Origin of the sequence: Brevundimonas sp., assembly GCF_035627475.1 — a bacterium.
In the GTDB taxonomy this organism is placed as follows: domain Bacteria; phylum Pseudomonadota; class Alphaproteobacteria; order Caulobacterales; family Caulobacteraceae; genus Brevundimonas.
Genome location: NZ_DASPLR010000001.1, coordinates 68,333 through 88,688, shown reverse-complemented (window position 1 = coordinate 88,688; position 20,356 = coordinate 68,333). Strand labels below are relative to the sequence as shown.

16 protein-coding genes are annotated in these 20,356 nt (G+C 69.6%); 9 read left to right on the top strand and 7 right to left on the bottom strand.

Translation table 11 applies throughout. The features are described 5' to 3' along the window. From tyrS to VEA62_RS00430, 5 genes are all read left to right on the top strand, one after another. The coding region (tyrS, locus tag VEA62_RS00450; protein ID WP_324816964.1) for a tyrosine--tRNA ligase at window positions 1-754 on the top strand (754 nt) is incomplete at its 5' end. A 153-nt stretch (window positions 755-907) separates the two neighbouring features. Beyond that, complete coding sequence (locus tag VEA62_RS00445; protein WP_324816962.1) at window positions 908-1,372, top strand: peroxiredoxin; 465 nt, start codon at window positions 908-910, stop codon at window positions 1,370-1,372. Window positions 1,373-1,603: 231 nt separating this feature from the next. Beyond that, on the top strand, window positions 1,604-2,722 hold the full coding sequence (locus VEA62_RS00440) for a M23 family metallopeptidase (RefSeq protein WP_324816960.1): 1,119 nt from the start codon (window positions 1,604-1,606) through the stop codon (window positions 2,720-2,722). Then, entirely contained in the window at window positions 2,706-3,269 is a 564-nt protein-coding gene (locus VEA62_RS00435) for a polymer-forming cytoskeletal protein (protein ID WP_324816957.1), read from the top strand. Before VEA62_RS00440 ends, VEA62_RS00435 begins: the two co-directional genes overlap by 17 nt. Window positions 3,270-3,406: 137 nt before the next feature. Next, a complete protein-coding gene (locus VEA62_RS00430) occupies window positions 3,407-3,772 on the top strand; it encodes a hypothetical protein (RefSeq protein WP_324816954.1) in 366 nt (121 codons plus the stop codon). Window positions 3,773-3,916: 144 nt separating this feature from the next. On the opposite strand, the gene prfB is transcribed toward VEA62_RS00430, so the two are convergent. The 5 genes from prfB to VEA62_RS00405 form a co-directional block, all read right to left on the bottom strand. Continuing rightward, window positions 3,917-5,039, bottom strand: a protein-coding gene (gene prfB, locus VEA62_RS00425; protein WP_324816951.1) for a peptide chain release factor 2 whose coding sequence is annotated in 2 segments (ribosomal slippage) — window positions 3,917-4,969 and window positions 4,971-5,039 — 1,122 coding nt in all. Because the reading frame shifts where the segments join, the coding sequence is not laid out codon by codon here. A gap of 149 nt (window positions 5,040-5,188) precedes the next feature. Next, window positions 5,189-7,579 (bottom strand): penicillin-binding protein 1A, encoded by a 2,391-nt coding sequence (locus VEA62_RS00420; RefSeq protein ID WP_324816970.1) that lies wholly within the window; start codon window positions 7,577-7,579, stop codon window positions 5,189-5,191. A gap of 61 nt (window positions 7,580-7,640) precedes the next feature. Then, entirely contained in the window at window positions 7,641-8,393 is a 753-nt protein-coding gene (locus VEA62_RS00415) for a putative quorum-sensing-regulated virulence factor (protein ID WP_324816949.1), read from the bottom strand. Window positions 8,394-8,451: 58 nt separating this feature from the next. Then, window positions 8,452-8,880, bottom strand: coding sequence for a hypothetical protein (locus tag VEA62_RS00410; RefSeq protein ID WP_324816947.1), 429 nt, complete (start codon window positions 8,878-8,880; stop codon window positions 8,452-8,454). Continuing rightward, window positions 8,877-10,970, bottom strand: coding sequence for a calcium-binding protein (locus VEA62_RS00405; protein WP_324816946.1), 2,094 nt, complete (start codon window positions 10,968-10,970; stop codon window positions 8,877-8,879). The genes VEA62_RS00410 and VEA62_RS00405 overlap by 4 nt, the downstream gene beginning before the upstream one ends. A 669-nt stretch (window positions 10,971-11,639) precedes the next feature. On the opposite strand from VEA62_RS00405, the gene VEA62_RS00400 reads away from it, so the two are divergent. After that, on the top strand, window positions 11,640-11,882 hold the full coding sequence (locus VEA62_RS00400; RefSeq protein WP_324816944.1) for a hypothetical protein: 243 nt from the start codon (window positions 11,640-11,642) through the stop codon (window positions 11,880-11,882). Between the two features lie 152 nt (window positions 11,883-12,034). Here the strand turns inward: VEA62_RS00400 and VEA62_RS00395 are convergent, their stop codons facing one another. After that, window positions 12,035-13,252, bottom strand: coding sequence for an N-acetylmuramoyl-L-alanine amidase (locus VEA62_RS00395; RefSeq protein ID WP_324816943.1), 1,218 nt, complete (start codon window positions 13,250-13,252; stop codon window positions 12,035-12,037). Between the two features lie 441 nt (window positions 13,253-13,693). Between VEA62_RS00395 and VEA62_RS00390 the strand changes: the two genes are divergently transcribed. The 3 genes from VEA62_RS00390 to VEA62_RS00380 all read left to right on the top strand — a co-directional run bounded on the left by VEA62_RS00390 (window position 13,694) and on the right by VEA62_RS00380 (window position 18,593). Next, on the top strand, window positions 13,694-16,297 hold the full coding sequence (locus VEA62_RS00390; protein WP_324816941.1) for a ribonuclease E/G: 2,604 nt from the start codon (window positions 13,694-13,696) through the stop codon (window positions 16,295-16,297). A gap of 61 nt (window positions 16,298-16,358) precedes the next feature. Next, complete coding sequence (locus tag VEA62_RS00385; protein ID WP_324816940.1) at window positions 16,359-17,768, top strand: M48 family metalloprotease; 1,410 nt, start codon at window positions 16,359-16,361, stop codon at window positions 17,766-17,768. A gap of 18 nt (window positions 17,769-17,786) precedes the next feature. After that, on the top strand, window positions 17,787-18,593 hold the full coding sequence (locus tag VEA62_RS00380) for a thioredoxin domain-containing protein (RefSeq protein ID WP_324816938.1): 807 nt from the start codon (window positions 17,787-17,789) through the stop codon (window positions 18,591-18,593). On the opposite strand, the gene VEA62_RS00375 is transcribed toward VEA62_RS00380, so the two are convergent. Continuing rightward, a complete protein-coding gene (locus VEA62_RS00375; RefSeq protein WP_324816937.1) occupies window positions 18,590-20,287 on the bottom strand; it encodes a hypothetical protein in 1,698 nt (565 codons plus the stop codon). The genes VEA62_RS00380 and VEA62_RS00375 overlap by 4 nt on opposite strands. Between the last annotated feature and the right edge of the window lie 69 nt (window positions 20,288-20,356).

Sequence of the window (20,356 nt, the reverse complement as noted above, 5' to 3'; positions counted from 1 at the left end):
GCAGCCGATGACCTTCCTCGAGTTCAACTACATGCTGATGCAGTCGGTGGACTTCCTCGAGCTGAACCGCGCCCGCAACGTCACCCTGCAGATGGGCGGCTCGGACCAGTGGGGGAACATCGTCTCGGGCGTCGACCTGGTCCGCCGCGTCGATCACAAGGCCGCCTTCGGCCTGACCACCCCCCTGCTGACCACGGCCTCGGGCGGCAAGATGGGCAAGACGGCCCAGGGCGCGGTGTGGCTGAACGCCGAGCAGCTGTCGCCGTACGACTACTGGCAATTCTGGCGCAACGTCGACGACGCCGACGTCGGCAAATTCCTGCGCCTGTTCACCGACCTGCCGCTGGACGAGATCGCCCGGCTGGAGACGCTGGAGGGCGCCGGCATCAATGACGCCAAGAAGGCGCTGGCCGACGCGGCCACGACCATGCTGCACGGGGCCGACGCCGCCGCCCACGCCCGCGGCGCCGCCGAGGCCGCCTTCGAACAGGGCCGGCTCTCCGCCGACCTCCCGACCGTCGAGATCCCGCGCGACGAGGTCGTCGGCGCCATGATCGCCGCCGTCGCCACGCGCGCCGGCCTGACCGCCTCCAACGGCGAGGCCCGCCGCCTCGCCCAGGGCGGCGGCCTGCGCCTCAATGACGAAGCCATCGCCGACGGCGCCCGCCCGATCGAGGCCGCCGACGTCAACGCCGACGGGGTCTTCAAACTGGCCGCCGGCAAGAAGAAGATCGTACTGGTGCGGCCGATCTGACCCGCCGTCATCCTCGGGCTTGACCCGAGGGCCAGACGGTCCGGTGCTGCGTCGAAGGTCGTTGGCCGACGATCCCAGGGCCCTCGCGGACACCGGGTCCGCCTCAACATCTGATCCTCGGGTCAAGCCCGAGGATGACGGGAGAAGAAGACGATGGACATCACCGAAGGCCAGCCGGCCCCCGCCTTCGACATGGCGACCAGCGACGGCGGCCGCGTCTCCTCCGCCGACCTGAGCGGCCGGCCCTACGTCCTCTATTTCTACCCCAAGGCGGACACCCCCGGCTGCACAACCGAGGGCCAGGACTTCTCCGCCCTCGCCGACGACTTCGCCGCCGCCGGCGCGACCGTGATCGGCGTCTCGCGCGATCCGGTGCGGAAACTCGACCGCTTCAGGGCCAAATACGATCTCAAGGTCGTCCTCGCCTCCGACGAGCCCGGCGAGGTCACCGAGGCCTTCGGGGTGTGGGGCGAGAAGTCGATGTACGGCCGCGTCTACATGGGCGTGGAGCGCGCCACCTTCCTGGTCGACGCGGCGGGCGTGGTCCGGCGCGCCTGGCGCAAGGTCAAGGTCAAGGGCCATGCGGCGGAAGTGCTGGAGGCCGTTCGATCGCTCTGAGGACGGACGAATCTACGCCGCAACAGATGTAACGGCGGTTACACAGATTCGCGGATACGCCTGACAGGCGAACATCGGAGCCGAATACCGTCGAAGTTCGCGTGAAAACCGGTCAGGATGGTTAACAGTTCGTGAACGCACTTGTCCCCGGCGGCCAAGGTGGCGCATAACGCCCGCCGTGCGTGGGGGCGTAGCGTAATGACCGGACAGACGACTGATCGAAGGTCTCTGATGGGTCGGTGGTTTCCGACCCGGTATGTCTATCTGCGGGACGGCGACGAAGTCCGCGCCTGGGCCCTGACTCCCGCCCGCCAGATGGCCGGAGCCGCGGCCGCGATCCTGCTCGGCGGCTGGTTCCTCGTGGCCTCCGGCGGCTTCGCCTTCGACCTCGTCATGCAGAGCCAGGCCGACCGGACGGTCGCCCGCGCCCGCGCCGCCTCCGAACGCCTCAACGCCGACCTTCAGGCGCGGCTGGACAGCGCCGTCGTACGCATGACCGCCACGACCGGCTCGCTGGACGAGATGGCCCAGATGGTCGAACGCCGCCACGCGGCCCTGACCCAGGTGATGGGCATGTTCCGCGGCGTCGACGGCGCCGAGGCCGCGCTGGCCCCCGCCAAATCCCTCGATCCCGCCGACCATTCGCCGGTGCAGCGCATGCTGGCCGTGCGCATGGACCAGGAGCGGCTGATCGCCCGCGCCGAGAGCGTCGCCCAGACCCGGGCCGAGCGCCTGCGCCTCGCCTTCCGCCTGGCCGGGCTGAACCCTTCCGCCTATGCGCCGACCAGTGGCGCGGGCCTGGGAGGGCCGCTGGTCGAGGCCCGCGACCCCCGCGCCCTGGCCGCCGTGCTGGACGTGGACGAGGCCTTCGCCGTGCGCATCCGCCGGGCGGCCGACGACCTGTCCGACATGCGGGTCCTGGCCGATGCCGCCGAGGGCATGCCCTTCCACCGCCCGACCGACGCCCGCACCACCTCCGGCTTCGGCGTGCGCTTCGATCCGTTCAACAGCCGCCCCGCCCTCCACCAGGGACAGGATTTCGCCGCCCCGCTCAACACGGCGATCCGCGCGCCCGCTCCCGGCATCGTGTCTTTCGTCGGGGTGCGTTCAGGGTATGGCAACACCGTTGAGATAGATCATGGGCGCGGTTTCAAGACACGATACGCTCACCTCAATTCCATGGCCGTACGGCCCGGCCAGCGCATCGCGCTGGGCCAGCGCATCGGCGCCATGGGCACGACCGGACGTTCCACCGGCGTTCACCTGCACTACGAGGTGTGGATGAACGGCCGCCCGCAAAACCCCGCCCGCTTCATGAGAGCCGGAGACCAACTTGTTCAACAAGACTAAATCCCCCGCCCCCTCGTCGCCGCAGCCGCGCGCCGACACCGGTTCAGCCATCCCGCCCCTGCCCGACCTGCCCATGCCGGGCGGTTCGGCCCCGGCGGCGGCGGCCCGTGCCCCGGCCTCGCCGGTCAGCGCCCGCGGCCTGTCGACCCTGTCGTCGGACCTGCAGTTCGACGGCAGCATCTCGGGCGGCGGCGACCTTCAGATCGACGGCGCCATCAAGGGCGACGTCCGCGTCGGCCGGCTGATCGTCGGCGAGACCGGCGCGGTCGAGGGCGGCGTCTCGGCCGACTACGTCGAGGTCCGCGGCCGCATCGTCGGCAATGTCTCGGGCAAGCAGGTCAAGCTGATCGCCACGGCCTATGTCGACGGCGACATCACCGCCGAGCAGCTGTCGATCGACATCGGCGCCTATTTCCAGGGCCGTGTCCTGCAGGGCCGCCGCGACGCCCCCGCCGCCGCGCCCAAACCGTCCACCCCCGCCGCCAGCGCCACGCCGCCCCACGGCGACGACCGCCCGCAGGTCATCGACATGAAACCGGGCGCGTAAGCCTCCGGCAGTAAAGACAAAAGGCCCCGGAGCGATCCGGGGCCTTTTCCCATGCCGCCATGGGCGGTCGCGACGAGTGACTGCAGGTCCGCTGCCGACCCTTTGCGGACGCTCGCGCGCACGCCTAAGCTCGGGCGATGACAAGTCGACGCGCCAAGTTTGTTGCCGGATCCCGCTGGCCGACCATCGCGCTCATCTTGGCGTTGACGGGCTGCGCGGGAACATCTGCACAATCCTTGCCGGATGAAGAGTTCGCGGGGGTCGTGGAGATTTTCGAGGGCTCTTTCTTTCGGGCCGCGAACGGGGAGATTTATTCGATCCGCGCCCAAGATGACGAAGCTCAGAGGCGGATAGCTACCGTGGTTAAAGAGTGGGACAAAACAGAGCCTCTCTGCATACGTCTCACCTTCTCGGGCCAATTGCTGGTCGAGGAGGATTTCGTCGGCAGGAGGACTGTCGCGATACAGAAACTTGGCAGCTTGGACGTCATCGATTGTCCTTGAGGTAGCTGCAAGCGTGGCACTGACGTGACAGAGCCGTATCGTTGAGGCTTGCTGTCTCGCGCGAAAGGCCGGTTTCCACCCTCAAAAGACTTCAGACGAGTCCGCTTCCGACAAGGGCGCGCCGTGCTCGCGACGCGCCGGTCCCTACTCCACCGTGCTCCCGCGCGTCTCGCCGACCCGGGCCGCCAGCGCCGCCCCCATGAAGGCGTCCAGGTCCCCGTCCAGCACCCCCTGGGTGTCCGACGTCTCGACGTTGGTCCGCAGATCCTTGACCATCTGGTACGGCTGCAGGACGTAGGACCGGATCTGGTGACCCCAGCCGATGTCGGTCTTGGCGTCGGCCAGCGCCTGGGCGGCCGCCTCGCGCTTCTGCAGTTCCAGCTCGTACAGCCGCGCCCGCAGCATCTTCCACGCCTGTTCGCGGTTCTGGTGCTGCGACCGCCCGGCCTGGCAGGCCACCACCGTATTGGTCGGGATGTGCGTCAGGCGCACCGCCGAGTCCGTCTTGTTGATGTGCTGGCCGCCCGAGCCCGAGGCGCGATAGGTGTCGGTGCGCACGTCCGCCGGATTGATGTCGATCTCGATGGTGTCGTCCACGACGGGCGAGACCCCGATCGAGGCGAACGAGGTGTGTCTCTTCGCGGCTGCATCGTAGGGGCTGATGCGCACCAGCCGGTGCACGCCCGATTCCGACTTCAGCCAGCCGTAGGCGTTCGGCCCCTTGACCAGGATGGTGGCCGACTTGATGCCCGCCTGCTCCCCGCCCTCCTCGGCTTCGACCTCGACCTCGTAGCCGTGGGCGCGGGCCCAGCGGCTGTACATGCGCAGCAGCATGCCCGCCCAGTCGTTCGACTCCGTGCCGCCGGCCCCGGAGTTCACTTCCAGATAGGCGTCGTTGGCGTCGGCCTCGCCGGACAGCAGGGCCTCCAGCTCGGCCCGGGCGGCCCGGTCCTTGATCGACTTCAGCTGGGCGCGCGCCTCCTCGAGGGTGGCTTCGTCGCCCTCCTCGTCGGCCATGTCGGCGAGCATGACGCCCTCCTCCAGACCGGTCTCCATCTCGCGGACGGCGTTGATCTGGGTTTCGAGACGCGAGCGGTCGCGCGACACCGCCTGGGCGGCCTCCGGGTCGTCCCACAGCGTCGGGTCCTCGACCCGCGCGTTCAGCTCATCGAGTTTTCGTACGGCGACATCCCAGTCAAAGACGCCTCCTGAGCAGAGCGATGCTCTGCTCGATGTCGGCCTTCATGGCCTCGACATCCGGTCTCATCGCATTCTCCGGCGACATGAAGGTGAGGCGGGGACATAGGGGAAGAGTGAGGCGCCAGGCAACAGGCAACAGCCCTCTGGATTGAATCCTCGCGTTTCGCGGAGGGCGTGGTTCCTTGCGGCCCCTCCGTCACCCTCTGCCTGTCGCCTCTAGTACAGCCCGCTCAAATCCTCCGCCGGCTCCTTCTTCGTCGGCGGCGGCGTTGGCGGCGGGGTCGGCGTGGCCGTCGGCGGAAGCCCGGCGGCCTCCTCCTGCTCCCTGCGGATCACGTCGTTGTAGTTCTGCGGCCCGGTCGGAACCTCGGGGCGCGGCTGCTCCTCCTCGCGGCGGCGCTCGGTGCCGGGGCGGAAGGCTTCCTCGATGCCGTTGACGGTGCGGAACACCGCGTTCTTCGGCCGCACGAAGGGTCGCGCCGGCCGCTTCCTCAGCGCCACCTGCATGAAGTCGGTGAACACCGGCACGGGCCCGGTCGCCCCCGTCTCGCCCGAGCCCAGCGGCCGGTTGTCGTCGAAGCCGATGAACACCCCGACCACGATGTCGGACGAGAAGCCGACGAACCAGGCCGAGCGGTATTCGTTGGTCGTGCCCGTCTTGCCGCCGACCCAGCGGCCAAGGCCGCGCGCGCTCGCCGCCGTGCCGCGCTGCACCACGCCCTCGAGGATCGAGCTCATCTGATAGGCGGTGATCGGATCGATGACCTGCTCGCCGCGCGGCTCCAGCCGGGGCGACTCCTGGCCGCTGAACGGCCGGCCGCACTCGCGGCACCGGCGGTCGTCGGCGCGGAAGATGGTCTCGCCGTCGCGGTCCTGCACGATCTCGATCAGATAGGGGTTCACCCGCCGCCCGCCGTTGACGAAGGCCGCATAGGCCGCCGTCAGCCGGTACGGCGTCGTCTCCCCGGCCCCCAGCGACACCGACAGGTTCGGCTGCAGCGTGTCGGACACGCCCATCTTCTTCGCCAGGTCGACGACGTTCTTCATGCCGATGGCCTGGGCCAGCCGCACCGTCATCACGTTGCGCGACAGCTCCAGCCCTCGCCTCAGGCTCTGCGGCCCGTAGTATTCGCGGCTGTAGTTCTCGGGGCTCCAGCGCGTTCCGTTCGGTCCGCCGGCGAAGCTGATCGGCGCGTCCAGCACGATCGAGGCCGGCGTATAGTCCCCCTCCAGGGCCGTCGCATAGACGAACGGCTTGAACGCCGAGCCGGGCTGCCGCTCGGCCTGGGTCGCCCGGTTGAAGCTCGACAGGGCGTAGGAATAGCCCCCGACCATGGCCAGCACCCGGCCCGAGGTCGGCTCGATCGCCACCAGGGCGCCGTTCACCGCCGGCACCTGCTTCAGGGCGAACTGGCCGCCGCGCGGCTCGACGAAGATCAGGTCGCCGCGCTTCAGCTGCCGGTTGGCGTTGGCCCAGGCGGCGTCCTCGGCCAGCAGGGTTCCGGTCGAGCCGTCGTCGGCGCGACGGACCCGCACGGTGTTGCCGCTTACGCTCTCGACGGCGGCGGCGCGCCAGGCCCGGCGCTCGGGCGGACGCGTCCCGCGCAGCGCCACCGCCTGCCAGCCCTCGGCGAAGTCCGTCGCGCCCCACGGCCCGCGCCAGCCGTGGCGGCGGTCGTAGTTCTCCAGCCCCTTCATCAGGGCGTCGCGCGCCGCCGACTGCAGCTCGGGATCCAGCGTCGTGCGCATATAGTAGCCGCCGCGGTTGACCTCCTCGCGGCCGAACCGGGCGATGGCCTGGCGCCGCGCCTCCTCGACGAAGAAGTCCGCGTCGGCATAGGCGGCCCGCCGCGGCGCGTCCTGGGTCACCAGCGGCCGCGCCAGCGCCGTGGCCAGCTCCGCCTCGGTGATGAAGCCGCTCTCCTCCATCTCGCCCAGCACCCAGTCCCGCCGGCCCTTGGCCGCCGCCGGATGCCGCTTCGGATGATAGTTGTTCGGCCCCTTGGGCAGGGCCGCCAGGAAGGCCGCCTCGTCCGGCGTCAGCTGGTCCAGCGACTTGCCGAAATAGTTGTAGGCCGCCGCCGCCACCCCGTACGAGCGATAGCCGAGGAAGATCTCGTTCAGATACAGCTCGAGGATCTGCGGCTTGGTCAGGGTCGCTTCCAGCCGGTTGGCCAGGATGGCTTCCTTGACCTTGCGGTTGATGCTCGATTCGTTGGTCAGCAGCACGTTCTTGGCGACCTGCTGGGTGATGGTCGAGCCGCCCTCCAGCCGCCGCCCGGTCGCGGCGTTGAAGATGTTCTTGAACATGGCCCGGCCCAGGCCCGAGACGTCGACCCCGCCGTGGCTGAAGAAGTTGCGGTCCTCGGCCGCCAGGAAGGCCTGCACCACCGGCTCGGGGATCTGCTCGTACGACACATAGATGCGCCGCTCGTCCGAGAACTCCCCGATCAGCGTGCCGTCGCCGGCATAGACGCGAGTCGCCGTCGCCGGCCGGTAGTCGGCCAGCTCGGACGCATCCGGCAGGTCGTGGAACAGCCACGCCGCATAGATGGCCACCACCAGCCCGGCCAGCGCGATCGCGCCCAGCAGGCCGACGCCCGCCATCACGAACCAGCGTTCGGCAATCTTCACCTGATACTCCGCATGACGCGCCCGGTCCGCCGGTTTAGCCCGCGTCGGGCGCCGCCGCCAGAGCCCCCGTCGCCGCCCCGGCGCGACGGTCCAGTTCGTGTCGCGCCGCGGCCACGACATCGGCGTCCATGTCCCCCTGCCCCGCCATCCAGCGCAGATAGTCCTCCGGCGCCTCGGCCCAGGCCCTGCCCCGGTGCTTGCCGAACGGTATCCGCTCCAGCCTTCGCGGCTCGCGCGTCCAGTCCAGCATCTGCTCGACGGTCGCCTCCTTCAGCAGGTCGATCAGGATGTGCGCCGTCACCCAGGCGTCCGGCCCGGCCCGGTGCGCCGGATTGGCCAGCGCCGGGTCCAGCCGCAAGCCGCGCCAGTAGCGCAGCACCTGGTTCGAATGCCCCGGCGCCTGCGGCCACACCTGCTTGGCCGAGCGCACCGTGCAGATCCACGGCAGGCCGCCGGTCGCCGTATCGGCGATGAACCCCCGCTCGAACCGCGCCGAATGCGCCACCATCACATCCGCCGGCCCGACCTCCGGCCCGGCCATCAGCATCTCGCGCAGCCGGTATTCGTCGCAGTGCGGATCGTCCTCGCAGAAGTCGTCCGGCGTCAGGTGATGCACCGCCATGGCGTGAAACGAGATCGGCCCCTTCGGCCGGAACAGCCTCGACACCGGCGGCAAGGCCCGCCACCCGCCGGCCCCGTCCCCCACCACATCCACCACCCCGACCTCGATGATCTCCGAGTCCCGGTCCCCACCGGTGGTTTCAAGGTCGACGACACGGAGAAGCATGGGACGGAGATAGGGGATGCGAAGCGGGAGTGCGAGCCAGAGCAGCCCCTCGCGCGCCCTACCGGTTTGCCGGCAGAAGATCGTTGCGCCGGCAGAGATCTTCCGCCCGCTCCATGTCCCGGGCCCGTACTGCGCGAGTGACAGGGGTGTCCTCGCCCAGCGGCGGCAGGCCGATGGACCGCTCCAGCGTCTCGGGTGTTCGGTCGACCGAGGTAAACAGCAGGGGCCGTTGCCCGGGCGCGTTGGCCCATCCGCAGATCAGGGTCCGGTCGGAGGAAAATCTGAGGCCCGTCAGCGTCAGGCCGTCGACATCGGGATACAGGCTCTCAGCCTTGGACTGCAGATAGGCCGTGACTTCCGCCTCGGAAGGCACCCTGTCGGACGAGGGAGAGGCGACCTCCCCGGTGCAACCGGCCAGGGAAAGGCCCGCAAGCGCCAGCCCCCCCGCCGCCGACAGGTGAAAACGTCCGCGCCCCATGGGTGTCATTCGAGTATCGTGCTCCCGAGACCCAGGGAGCCCGTCGTGCCCCGGAGCTCGATCATGAGATCCATGACGCCGTCCGCGTTCCGGTCGATCCCGACAAACGTCGAACCTGCCGTCAGACTGAAGGTCACCTGCTGGCCCGTCACGTCCAGGGCCGAGAGGTCGAGAAGGTCGCTTCCGACCTCGAAGTCGAGGATGACATCGGGCAGACTGACAGGGGAGTCGTCGAAGCGTTCGAAAACGAACCTGTCGGCTCCCGCGCCCCCAAGCATCGTGTCCTGGCCCTCGCCCCCGAACAGGCGGTCATTCCCGGCCATGCCTTCCAGTCGGTCGTTGCCAACACTGCCCCGGATGTCGTTGTCGAGGAAATTGCCGATCAGGGTGTCGTTGTGCGTGGAGCCCAACAGGCCCTCGAAATGATCGAAGACTTGGTCTGTGCCGGCGCCGCCTGAATGGATGTTCGCCCATCCGGCCCACCACCAGTCGGGCTGGACCGCGTTGAGGTTGACCGTCACACCGCCCGCGGCCGCCGCATAGCTCAGCGTGTCAAAGCCGGCGCCGCCGTTCAGGGTGTCGTTGCCGGCGCCTCCCTCCAGCAGATCGTCCCCGTCCCCACCGCTCAACAGATCGCTGCCGTCATTGCCAAAGATCCGGTCGTCGCCGGCGCTTCCCGAGCCGGTGTCGTTTCCAGTTCCCAGCATCACGCCTTCAATGCCGAAGAGGGAATCCGCTGGTATCAGCGTCATTCCGTCGGCCGCGTAGAACGCCTGCATTCCATCGGCCAGACCCACCCAGATATTTCGGGTTTCGTGCTCGTAGGAAACCGTGTCGAACCCTGAGCCACCGTCCAGGACGTTGATGCCTCCGTTCAGGTCCGACCCTCCGACCAGAAGGTCATCTCCATCGCCACCTTGGAGCGTGTCGTCACCGGCCAGGCCGTACAGGGTGTTGTTTCCGGCGTCCCCGATCAGGACATCGTTGTGGGCCGACCCGATGACCCCTTCAAAATCGATCAGGGTGTCGACACCGGCCCCGCCGGTGTTCTGGACGGTCAGACCTAGGTTCACCGTCACGCCCGCCACCGCCAGTCTGTAATCGGCGAAGTCGAAACCGTCGCGGCCATCGAGGTAATCATTGCCTCCCGCGCCGGCGAACAGGTTGTCCATCGCATTGCCGAGCAGGGTGTCGTTGAACTGCGATCCGAATACGCCGTCGATCGTGAGCAGCCGAACCTGCCCGGCGCCGCCGCTGTTCTGGGCTGCGTCGATGCTCATATCGACGCTGACCGCGGCCGCCGCGTTAGCGAAACTGATATTGTCCCTGCCGATCGTGCCCGCATAGACGACGACGCCGTTCTCCTCCGTCCCGACAGTCATGCCGCGCTCTGCATACGGTCGTGGCGCGTCTTCCGGGAAGTTGCGGAAAATGTAGTCGAGAAACTCCTGATAGAAATCGAAGGCGCGGTTCTCGATCTGCTCCTGAAGATGGTTTTCGATCCGATTGATCGTCTCGGAATCTCCGAACAGCAGATCCGTGATGCCAGCCGCCAGAGCTTCATCGGGAAACGCCTGGGCCACCGCCGCGCCAACGGCGATGCCAAAGGCGCCTGCGGCAAGACCGCCGACCGAGGTCGGGGCGAAGCCGACGGACGCAGCGGCGCCGACGATCGCGCCGGTCACGGCCGAGCCGAGATAGTCGCCGACCTGCTCGAAAAGGAGTTCGAGGCCGTCCTGGACCGTGTTCTTGAATTCCTCCCGGTCGATCTGCCCGAGGGCGTAGAGGTTCGACGCCTGCTGGAACCTCTCGATGATGCGGTCCAGCTCCTGAAGCTCCTGCGGCGTAAGCCCCGGAAGGTGCTTCATGTATTTGAGCAGCTCGGTCAGGACGAAGACGCCGATTTCCTCAAACCGTTCCTGCGAGTCCGGGGCCGTGGTGCTGCCGCTATCCGATATATACTGATCGACCACCTGCTGGCTGATGATGAACGTCCCGTTGCCTGAGCTGACGGGAATGCTGATGAAGTAGTCACCCGTTCCAGCCCTGCGGCCAACGACCACCACATCGTCAATTTCGGTAGGCTCTTCGTCTTCCACCACCACTCTCCCATATGGAGAGCGCAATTCACGCAAAACGAGAAGTTGACGCAAGACCGATCACGCGATTATCAACCATAGATCAATGTTCGCAGACCCTCGACACGCGCCCCGTCGCATTTCGCCAAATCCTCCTGTGCTGGACAGCAAGCCGCCCGGCTCTGTTACCTTTTCCCCGTCTGTCTTCATAATCCCGCGCCCTAACCCCTTGTTCTCCCTCCCCTTCCCCTCTCCGTCAGCGTCATGAGCCCGCCATAGCAAACCGCGGGCGCATAATGCTGGGGTTCCGTCGCACGGGGAGGCGCAAAGGCCTTGCGTCCTTGGCGCGGCGGGATGTGGAGAAGCGGGAGCCCGGTTCCGGCCTGCCATCGCAAGGCAGGCGTTCGCCCGGGGTCTGATCACAAGTCGGATGTCAGGGGCGAGGGGGATACTCGCCCGGTCCGGGGCCCGTGTCGCAAGCATGGCCCGCCCGCCGGGAGCGCTGCGGTAAGGCGTTAAGAGCGCCACCCGACGCAAGCTGCCGGAAAATCTCCACGCGGAGCGTCAGTCTGCGTCGAAACGGTATTCTCACAACGATCTCCGGGCGCAGGCCCGGCGCTCCGCACGCCTCCCCGCCCCTCGCGCCGCCCGCGCGAGGCCGCTTCCGCACGTCTGAAGAAAGGACCGACCATGCCCCTGCCCCGCACCCGCCGCCCGCCGCGCCCGCCGCCGCCCTCGTTCGAGGCGCGGCTGCGGGCCGAGATGCACCGCCGCAAGGAGGCGTGGCATTCCGCCGTGCATGCGGAATCCTGGCGGCTGGTCTACGCCGCTGGCCGGCGCTCGGCCGGCGACGCCGAATGGGCTGCGGGCCGCCAGTCGCTGATCGATCAGGGCATCCTGCCGCCGCCGTGGCTGAAGGAGTCGGAGTGGTGAGCCTGTTCCGCTCATCCCGGCGAAAGCCGGGACCCAGAGCTTTGGAAGATGGGAGCTCGAGGGCGGGTCTGGCTGGTTGTCCCGATGCGCCGGGCGTCAGGCTGAACAGCACCGGATCCCGGCTTTCGCCGGGATGAGCGGGATCAGGAGAGCTAGTTCGCCTCGGCCCCGCCCGCCGAGGCCATCTGCAGGTCGCCGGCCGGCTCGCGGAAATAGCGGTCGATGCCCTCGGCCACGGCGCGCATCAGCCGGCGGCGGGCGCGGCTGTCGTTGAGCAGCCGCTCGTCCTCGGGGTTGGTGATGAAGCCCATCTCCAGCAGCACCGCCGGCACGTCGGGGGCCAGCAGCACGGCCAGGCCGGCGTCGCGGTGGCTGCGCCGCAGCAGCGGATGGTCGGCGCCCTCCAGCTCGCCAAGCAGGGTCCGCGCCAGCTGGGCCGAGCGGTTCTGGGTGGCGCGCTGGGTCATGTCCAGCAGGATGCGGTCGACCGACGGATCGCGCCCCGGCAGGTTGAGGCTGCGCTGCCAATTGTCGCCGCGGGTGAACTCCCGCACCGCCCGGCCCGCGCCCTGTTCCGACAGGGTGTAGACGCTGGCCCCGCGCGTGGCCGGGTCGGCCCCGGCGTCGGCGTGCAGGGAAATGAACAGGTCGGCGTCGGCCTGCCGCGCGATGGCCACGCGCCGGTACAGGTCGACATAGGCGTCGCTGTCGCGGGTCAGCCGCACCCGATAGCGGCCGCCGCGTTCCAGCTCCTGCTTCAGGGCCTGGGCGGCGGCCAGGGTGACGGCGCTCTCCCGCGAGCTTGCCCCCTGAGCGCCCGGATCGCGTCCGCCGTGGCCGGCGTCGATGTAGATCAGCGGCCGCTCGGCCCGACGGGCCGGGCGTTCGGCGCGGGGCGTGGTCCGGGCCGGGGCGCGGCCGGTCGCCTTCAGGTCGATGACGTAGCGGTAGTGGGCGACGCCGTCGCCGGGCGGCAGCAGGAAGCGGCGCTCGATCTCGGCGCTGGTCGCCAGGTCAAGTTCGATCCGCGAGGCCGTCCCGGCGCCGGCGACCCGGAAGCCGCGCACCAGCCCCTGGCCGTCGCCCGTCAGCCGGCTGGCGGGGGCCACGCCGGCCAGGCTGACGACCACCCGGCCGTCGTCGCCGCCCTGCAGGACCTGGCCGCGGGAGGTGCGGTCGAGGTCGACCACCACCCGCGTGCGCTCGGCGTCGCCGCCGAAGCGGACCCGCATCACCTCGCCCATGGCGCCGGAGGCCAGGCCGCGCCCCGCGGCCAGCAGGGCGGCGCAGAACAGCACGACGCCCGCCGCGGCCAGAACCCGCTCGCGGACGCCCCAATTCGCCACCCTGATACGCGACAGCCCGTGCATTCGCCGGAGACCCACCTTGTTGGTTGACCCCATCATGCCCCGACGTGGTCGCCAACGGGTTAAAGCCGTCACGGCTTTTCATTCGCCTCCGGCATCCCTATGCTTGATCCGCTCGCGAACGATCGCGTCCCCTGATCCGTCAGGCCGGGCGCGCCCTCTTCGCGGCATGACTTTCACTGATCCGAGAGCCGGCCGGGCCCGCCCCGCCGATTCGACGACCGGGTCCGGGACGCCCTTCGACGGCGCGTCCGGGCCCAGGACCGTACTGAACCTTCATGGGCCATTCCGCCTGCGCTCCCTTCCGGTCCGATCGGACCGACCTCGCCACCGGCCCTTGCCGCGGCGACGGGACGGCGCACGCCTTCGCCCCCACTCCCCTTCGGCGAGCCGCCTTGTCACCCCCCAGCGGGGACGGCCGAGCGCGCCAGAAAGAAACACTCCATGTCAAAGACCATGTTGATCGACGCCGCCCACGCGGAGGAAACCCGCGTCGCGATCGTCGAGGGCCGTCAGATCGAGGAATTCGACTTTGAATCCCGCTCGAAGCGCCAGCTTCGGGGCAACATCTATCTCGCCAAGGTCACCCGCGTAGAGCCCAGCCTGCAGGCCGCCTTCGTCGAATACGGCGGCAACCGACACGGCTTCCTGGCCTTCAACGAGATCCACCCAGACTATTATCAGATCCCCGTCGCCGACCGCGAAGCCATCATGGCCGAAGCGCACTCGGACGAGGACGACCACGACGATCTCGGCCGCGAGAGCGCCGACGACGAATCCGAAGGCGGCATGGCCGAGGAGGAGCGGCTCAAGCGCCGCCTGATGCGCCGCTACAAGATCCAGGACGTGATCAAGCGCCGCCAGGTCATGCTGGTCCAGGTCGTCAAGGACGAGCGCGGCGGCAAGGGCGCGGCCCTGACCACCTGGCTGTCGCTGGCCGGCCGCTACTGCGTGCTGATGCCCAACACCGGCAAGGGCGGCGGCATCTCGCGCAAGATCACCCAGGCCACCGACCGCAAGCGCCTCAAGGCCGCCGCCGCCGCGCTGGACGTGCCGCGCGGCATGGGCCTGATCATCCGCACCGCCGGCGCCAAACGCACCAAGGCCGAGATCAAGCGCGACTACGAATATCTGCTGCGCCTGTGGGAGACGATCCGCGAAACCACCCTCGCCTCCAACGCCCCCTCGCTGATCTATGAGGAAGAGAACCTCGTCCGCCGCGCCGTCCGCGACATGTTCGACAAGGATTTCGACGGCATCCAGGTCGAGGGCGTCGAGGGCTTCAGGGAGGCGCGCGACTTCATGCGGGTGCTGATGCCCTCGCAGGCGAAGAAGGTGCACCTCTACCAGGGCGCCCGCCCGCTGTTCGCCTCCAACGGCATCGAGGAGATGCTGACCCAGATCCACCAGCCGACCGTGCCGCTGAAATCCGGCGGCTATCTGGTGATCAACCAGACCGAGGCCCTGGTCGCCATCGACGTCAACTCCGGCCGCGCCACCAAGGAGCGCAACGTCGAGGCCACCGCCTTCAAGACCAATATGGAGGCCGCCGTCGAGGCCGCCCGCCAGCTGCGCCTGCGCGACCTCGCCGGCCTGATCGTCATCGACTTCATCGACATGGACGAGTCGAAGAACAACCGGGCGGTCGAGAAGGCGCTGAAGGACGCCCTGGCCAAGGACCGGGCCCGCATCCAGATGGGCCGCATCTCGGGCTTCGGCCTGATGGAGATCAGCCGCCAGCGCCGCCGCCTCGGCGTCATCGAGGGCGCCACCGAGGTCTGCCCGCACTGCCAGGGCGCCGGCCGCATCCGCTCGGCCGAAAGCGCCGCCCTCATGACCCTTCGCGGCGTCGACATCGAGGCCGGCCGCAATGGCGCCGGAACGGTCAACCTGCGCGTCTGCACCGCCGTTGCCCTCTACATCCTGAACCACAAGCGCGAGTATCTGCAGAGCCTGCTGACCCGGCGCGGCCTGAATGTGATCATCCAGATCGACGACAGCCTCGCCCAGGGCGAGCACACCATCGAGCGCACCGAGACCAACGAGGACTTCACCCCGCCCGAAGGCGTCGAGGCCTTCATCGATCTCGACGACGACTTCGACGACAGCGCCTTCGCCGACGAGGAGGAGGACGAGGACGAGTTCGTCGACGATGTGGTCGAGGATGACGAGGACGCCCTCGACGAGGACACGGTCGATGGCGAGCCCCGCGAGCGCGCCGAGGGCGAGCGCGGCCGCGGTCGTGGCCGTCGGCGTCGCGGTGGACGCCGTGAAGACGGCGAGGCTCCAGCCGGCGAAGCCGTCGGCGCTCCTGTGGCCGAGGATGACGACGACAGCGAGGCCGGCCGCCGCCGACGCCGTGGCCGCCGCGGCGGACGCCGGGTGCGCGAAGAGGGCGGCGAGCGCGACGGCTTCAACTGGGTGCGGGGCCGTACGCCGTCGCTGGAGGACCCGTACGTCTGGTTCGACCCGCTCAACCCCGGCGCCGCCGCGCCGCGTCCGCTCGCCGAGGCCACGGCCGAAGGCGGCGAGGCGCCCCGCGAACGTCTCGAGGCCGACGCCGGCGAAACCGGCGAACGCCCGGGCCGCTCGCGCCGCCGCCGCGGTCGTGGCCGCGGCCGCGATCGCGCCGCGGGCGACCTGACGCCGGAAACCTCCGCCGAGGCCCGCGCTGCCAATGAGGGCATGGAGCCGCCGGCTCCGGCCGATACGCCCATGGCCGGCGCGGACGAGGCCCCGGCCCCGGTCGCGATCGAGGAACCCAAGCGCCGCCGCGTGCGCCGCAAGGTCTCCGCCGGGGCCGCCCCCGCGCTTGAAGCCCCCGAGGCCGAGGCCGTCGAGACGGAGACGGTCGAGGCCGCCGCGCCGGAACCGGCCCCCGCTCCAGAGCCGGTCGCCGAGCCGGTGGTGGAGGCCGGGATGCCCCCCGTCGCCGAGCCCACGCCCGCCCCGGCGCCGGAGGTCGACGTCGCGGCCCTGATCGCCGAGGACCCGAACCAGATCGTCGCCCCGCCCGAGAAGCCGAAGCGGGGATGGTGGCGCCGTTGAATGGCCGCGATTAGATAGTGAGGATCGGCGCGGGGGCGATCGACGGTATCGGGAGTACGCCATGAGCTGGCTGACCAGACACGCCGCCCGCCTCGCCGGAGCCGCCGCCGCGGCTGGCCTGGTGCTGGCCGCGGCGGCCCCCGCCTCCGCCCAGAACGCCATCCGCGACACCGAGATCGAGTCGATCATCCACGACTGGGCCGCTCCGGTGTTCACCGGCATGGGACTGGAGCCGTCCGAGGTCGAGATCGTCCTGATCAACGACGACGAGCTGAACGCCTTCGCCACGCGCGGGCGGATCATGGGCCTGAACACCGGCCTGATCCTGCGGACCACCAGCCCCAACGAACTGCTGGGTGTCATCGCCCACGAGGGCGGGCACATCCGCAACCGCCACACCCTGCGCGACGGAGCCCAGGACGCCGGCATGCAGCCGATGCTGATGACCATGGCGCTGGGCGCCCTGGCCATCGCCGCCGGCGCGCCGGACGCCGGCGCCGTGCTGCTGGGCAACAGCCAGTATTTCGGCACCCTCAGCGCCCTGCGCTACATGACCCACCAGGAAGGCGAGGCCGACAACACCGGGGCCCGCGCCCTCGAGGCCGCCGGCGAGTCGGGTCGCGGCCTGGTCACCTTCTTCGAGAATTTCCGCTCTCAGGAGGTGTTCTCCGACGCCCGGCGCTACCCGTATTTCCGCAGCCATCCGCTGTCCTCCGACCGCATCGAGAACCTGCGCCGCTTCGTCGCGGAACAGCCCCACTACGCCCACCGCGACAGCCCCGAGCGGATGGCCCAGCACGCATTGATCCTGGCCAAGATCCACGCCTTCATGGACGATCCGCGCGAGACCCTGCGCGACTATCCCGAAACCGACACCGCCCTGCCCGCCCGCTATGCCCGCGCCATCGCCTGGTACCGGGACGGCCAGACGGACCGCGCCCTCGCCGCCGTCGACGTCCTGCTCGCCGAACAGCCCGGGAACCCGTATTTCTGGGAGCTGAAGGGCCAGATCCTGTTCGAGGAAGGCCGGCCCGAGGAAGCCATCGGCGCCCACCAGCGCTCGGTCGAGATCAAGCCGGACGCCCCCCTGCTGCGCATCAACCTGGCCCACGCCCTGATCGAGACCGCCGACCCCGCCCGGCTCGACGCGGCGGTCGACCAGCTGAAGCGGGCCACGGCGCTGGAGAAGGACAACAGCATGGCCTGGCGGCTGCTGAGCCAGGCCTACGCCAGTCAAGGCAAGGAGGGCGAGGCACGGCTCGCCTCGGCCGAGATGTATTTCGCCATCGGCGCCGAGCGGGAGGCCACCCAGTTCGCCCTTCGGGCCCGCGACATGCTGGAGCCCGGCTCCGCCGAATGGACCCGGGCGATGGACATCGTCTTCGCCTCGGGCGCCACCCAGGAAGACGTCGACGACGTGGATCGCCGCAACGAACGTCGCCGCCCCACCGTTCAGCCGGTCGCCGGCTGAACCCCTCTGAGAGCCTGAATGACACAAACGCCTGATCCCGCGCCCGCGCCGTCCATGCTCAGCCGCCTGCTGTCAGGGAATCGGGCCGGCGTCGCCGCCTTGGCCGTGTCGGTAGTCGCCCTGGTCGTCTCGGTCGCGCCCTACGCCACCGGAACCGACTTCGGCTCGCGCGTCAGGAGCTATCTGATCCAGCATCCCGAGGTGCTGCAGGACGTCAGCAACGCCCTCGACGAGAAGGCGCAGCAGCAGCAGATCGTCGAGAACCGCCGGAAGACCGCCGAGATCACTGCGGCGGCGGCGGCCAATCCCGGCCTGCTGACCGTCGATAGCCGCGACGCCGCCTTCGGCCCGGCCGACGCCAGGGTGACGGTGATCGAATTCTTCGACTTCCGCTGCCCCGGCTGCAAGGCCACGGCGCCCGAGGTGCTGCGTATGATGCAGGCCCATCCGGACGTGCGCTTCGTGTTCAAGGAGTGGCCGATCCTCGACGGCCCCACCAATGGCGTCTCCCACTACGCCGCCCGGGCCGCCCAGGCCGCCCACCGGCAAGGCAAATACCTGCCCGTGTTCCGGGACCTGATGGCCCAGCCATCGCTGTCGGAATCGGCCATCGACGCCATCCTCGAAGCCAACGGCGTCTCGATGCCGCAGGCCGAGGCGGCCATGTCGAGCCCCGAGCTCGCCCGCCACATGGCCGACATGCAGACTTCCGCCATGGCCCTCGGACTCGTCGGCACGCCGACCTTCTTCGTCAACGGCAAGGCCAGCGAGTCCATCCAGCCGGCGGCGCTCGAGCGCGCGATCCGGGAGGCGAAAGCCGGCTAGGCGAGCTTCAGGTCCATCGCCCCGCCGATCCACTCGATCCGCGAGCGGCGTTCGGCCTCGGCGGCGGCGGCTGAGTCTCCGAGGGCGGTCTCGGCCTGCGCCAGCACGAAATAGCTGTACGGGTCGTTCGGCCAGTCCTTCAGCAACTCCAGCACCTTGGCGCGCGCCCCTGCGGCGTCTCCCGAAGCCAGCAACGCCGCCGCAAGGCTGCGCCGCGTCGGATACCAGATCACCGGCGGGTCGCCGCCCTCGTCGCCCATGCCCTGCAGTTCCGCCGCGCGTGCGAAGGCCGCGATGGCGGCGGCGTGGTCGCCGTCGATCATCGCCGCCCGGCCTTCCAGCACGCGCTGGGACAGTTCGGTGAAGGCCCTTCGCTCATCCTGCATGGGGCCCGCGGCGAACGAAGGGTCGTTCCGCAGGGCCGCGATGGCGGCCGCCTCGGCCCGCACCGCCCCGGCGTCCCCCGCGCGCGCCGCGGCCTCGCCCCGGGCGTAGCCCCAGCTGATCCGCAGCATGGGATGCGTCGCCAGCGGCTCCTTCAGCGCCGCGACCCGCTCCCGATCTCCGAAGCGGCCATAGATGGCGTAGGCGTTGTTGGCGACCATCTGCCGCCACAGGTTGTCCGCCGGAATGTCCGGCCAGGTGGCCAGAAACCAGTCGGCCAGCTTCAGCCCTTCGTCCCCGCCGCCGGCGATCAGGGCTCCGCCCATGCCGAAATGAATGTTGTGGCCGTGCAGCGGCATGCCCGGCACCCCGCCCGGTGGCCGCGCCAGCCCATCATAGCGCCGGTCCAGCGCCACGGCGGCGACGTTGGACATCATCGCGTCCCTGTAGCGTCCCACGCGGTAAAAGGTGTGCGACGGCATATGCACCAGATGACTGGCGCCCGGCGCCAGGGCGGCGAGCCGCTCGCCGTACGGAATGGCCTTGTGCGGGTCGTCCGACCATTCGGTCAGGTGGATGTAGAGGTGGATCGCGCCCGGATCGTCCGGCGCCCGGGCCAGAGTCTGTTCGAGGATATCCATGGCCCGCGTGATGCCCGGATCGGCGGCCTTGCCTTCGTCGTCCCACCAGCGGTCGGCCTTCATCATCCAGGCGTCGGCGGCGATGGCGGCGACCGCGACATCGGAAGGGTTGCGCCGGGCGATCCGGTCCATGGCGGTGGCGAAACGGGCCGCCCGCGAAGACTCCCGCCCGGAATAGCGCTGCACCAGGGCGTCGATCATCTGGCGCTGCATCGGGGTGGCGTCGCGCGCCAGCCGGCGGGCGTCGCGCGCGATCTTCAGCGCCGCCGTCCGCGTCTCCTCCCCGTCTCCGCCGCCGTTGAGGTTGGGGCCCATGGCCCATGCCTCGCCCCAGGCGCACATCCCGCAGGTCGGGTCCAGCAAACGGGCCTTGCGGAAGGCGCGCACCGACTCCCCGTGTTCGAAGGCCCAACGCAGCCGCACCCCGTGATCGAACCAGGCCTGGGCCTCGGCGCTCGCCGTATCGACCTTGAAGCCGCCCGTGCCGAAGCCGTCGACCATGACCATGTCGGCCAAGGCCGCGCCCTCCGCCTGGACTCCGCCAGGCCCGCAGATCCGCGGCCGCTCGATCAGGTCCGTCACCGCGCGGTCGGTCGTGGCGTCGGCCAGCGCCGATGGCCCGATCAGCACCGTGGCCGCTGCGACGCCGCACATCAGAAGGCTGCGCATCCGGAAAACTCTCCCCCGTCCTGGCCCCTGTCCCCAGCCCATAGTGACCTAACCCCAGAGTGAGACCAA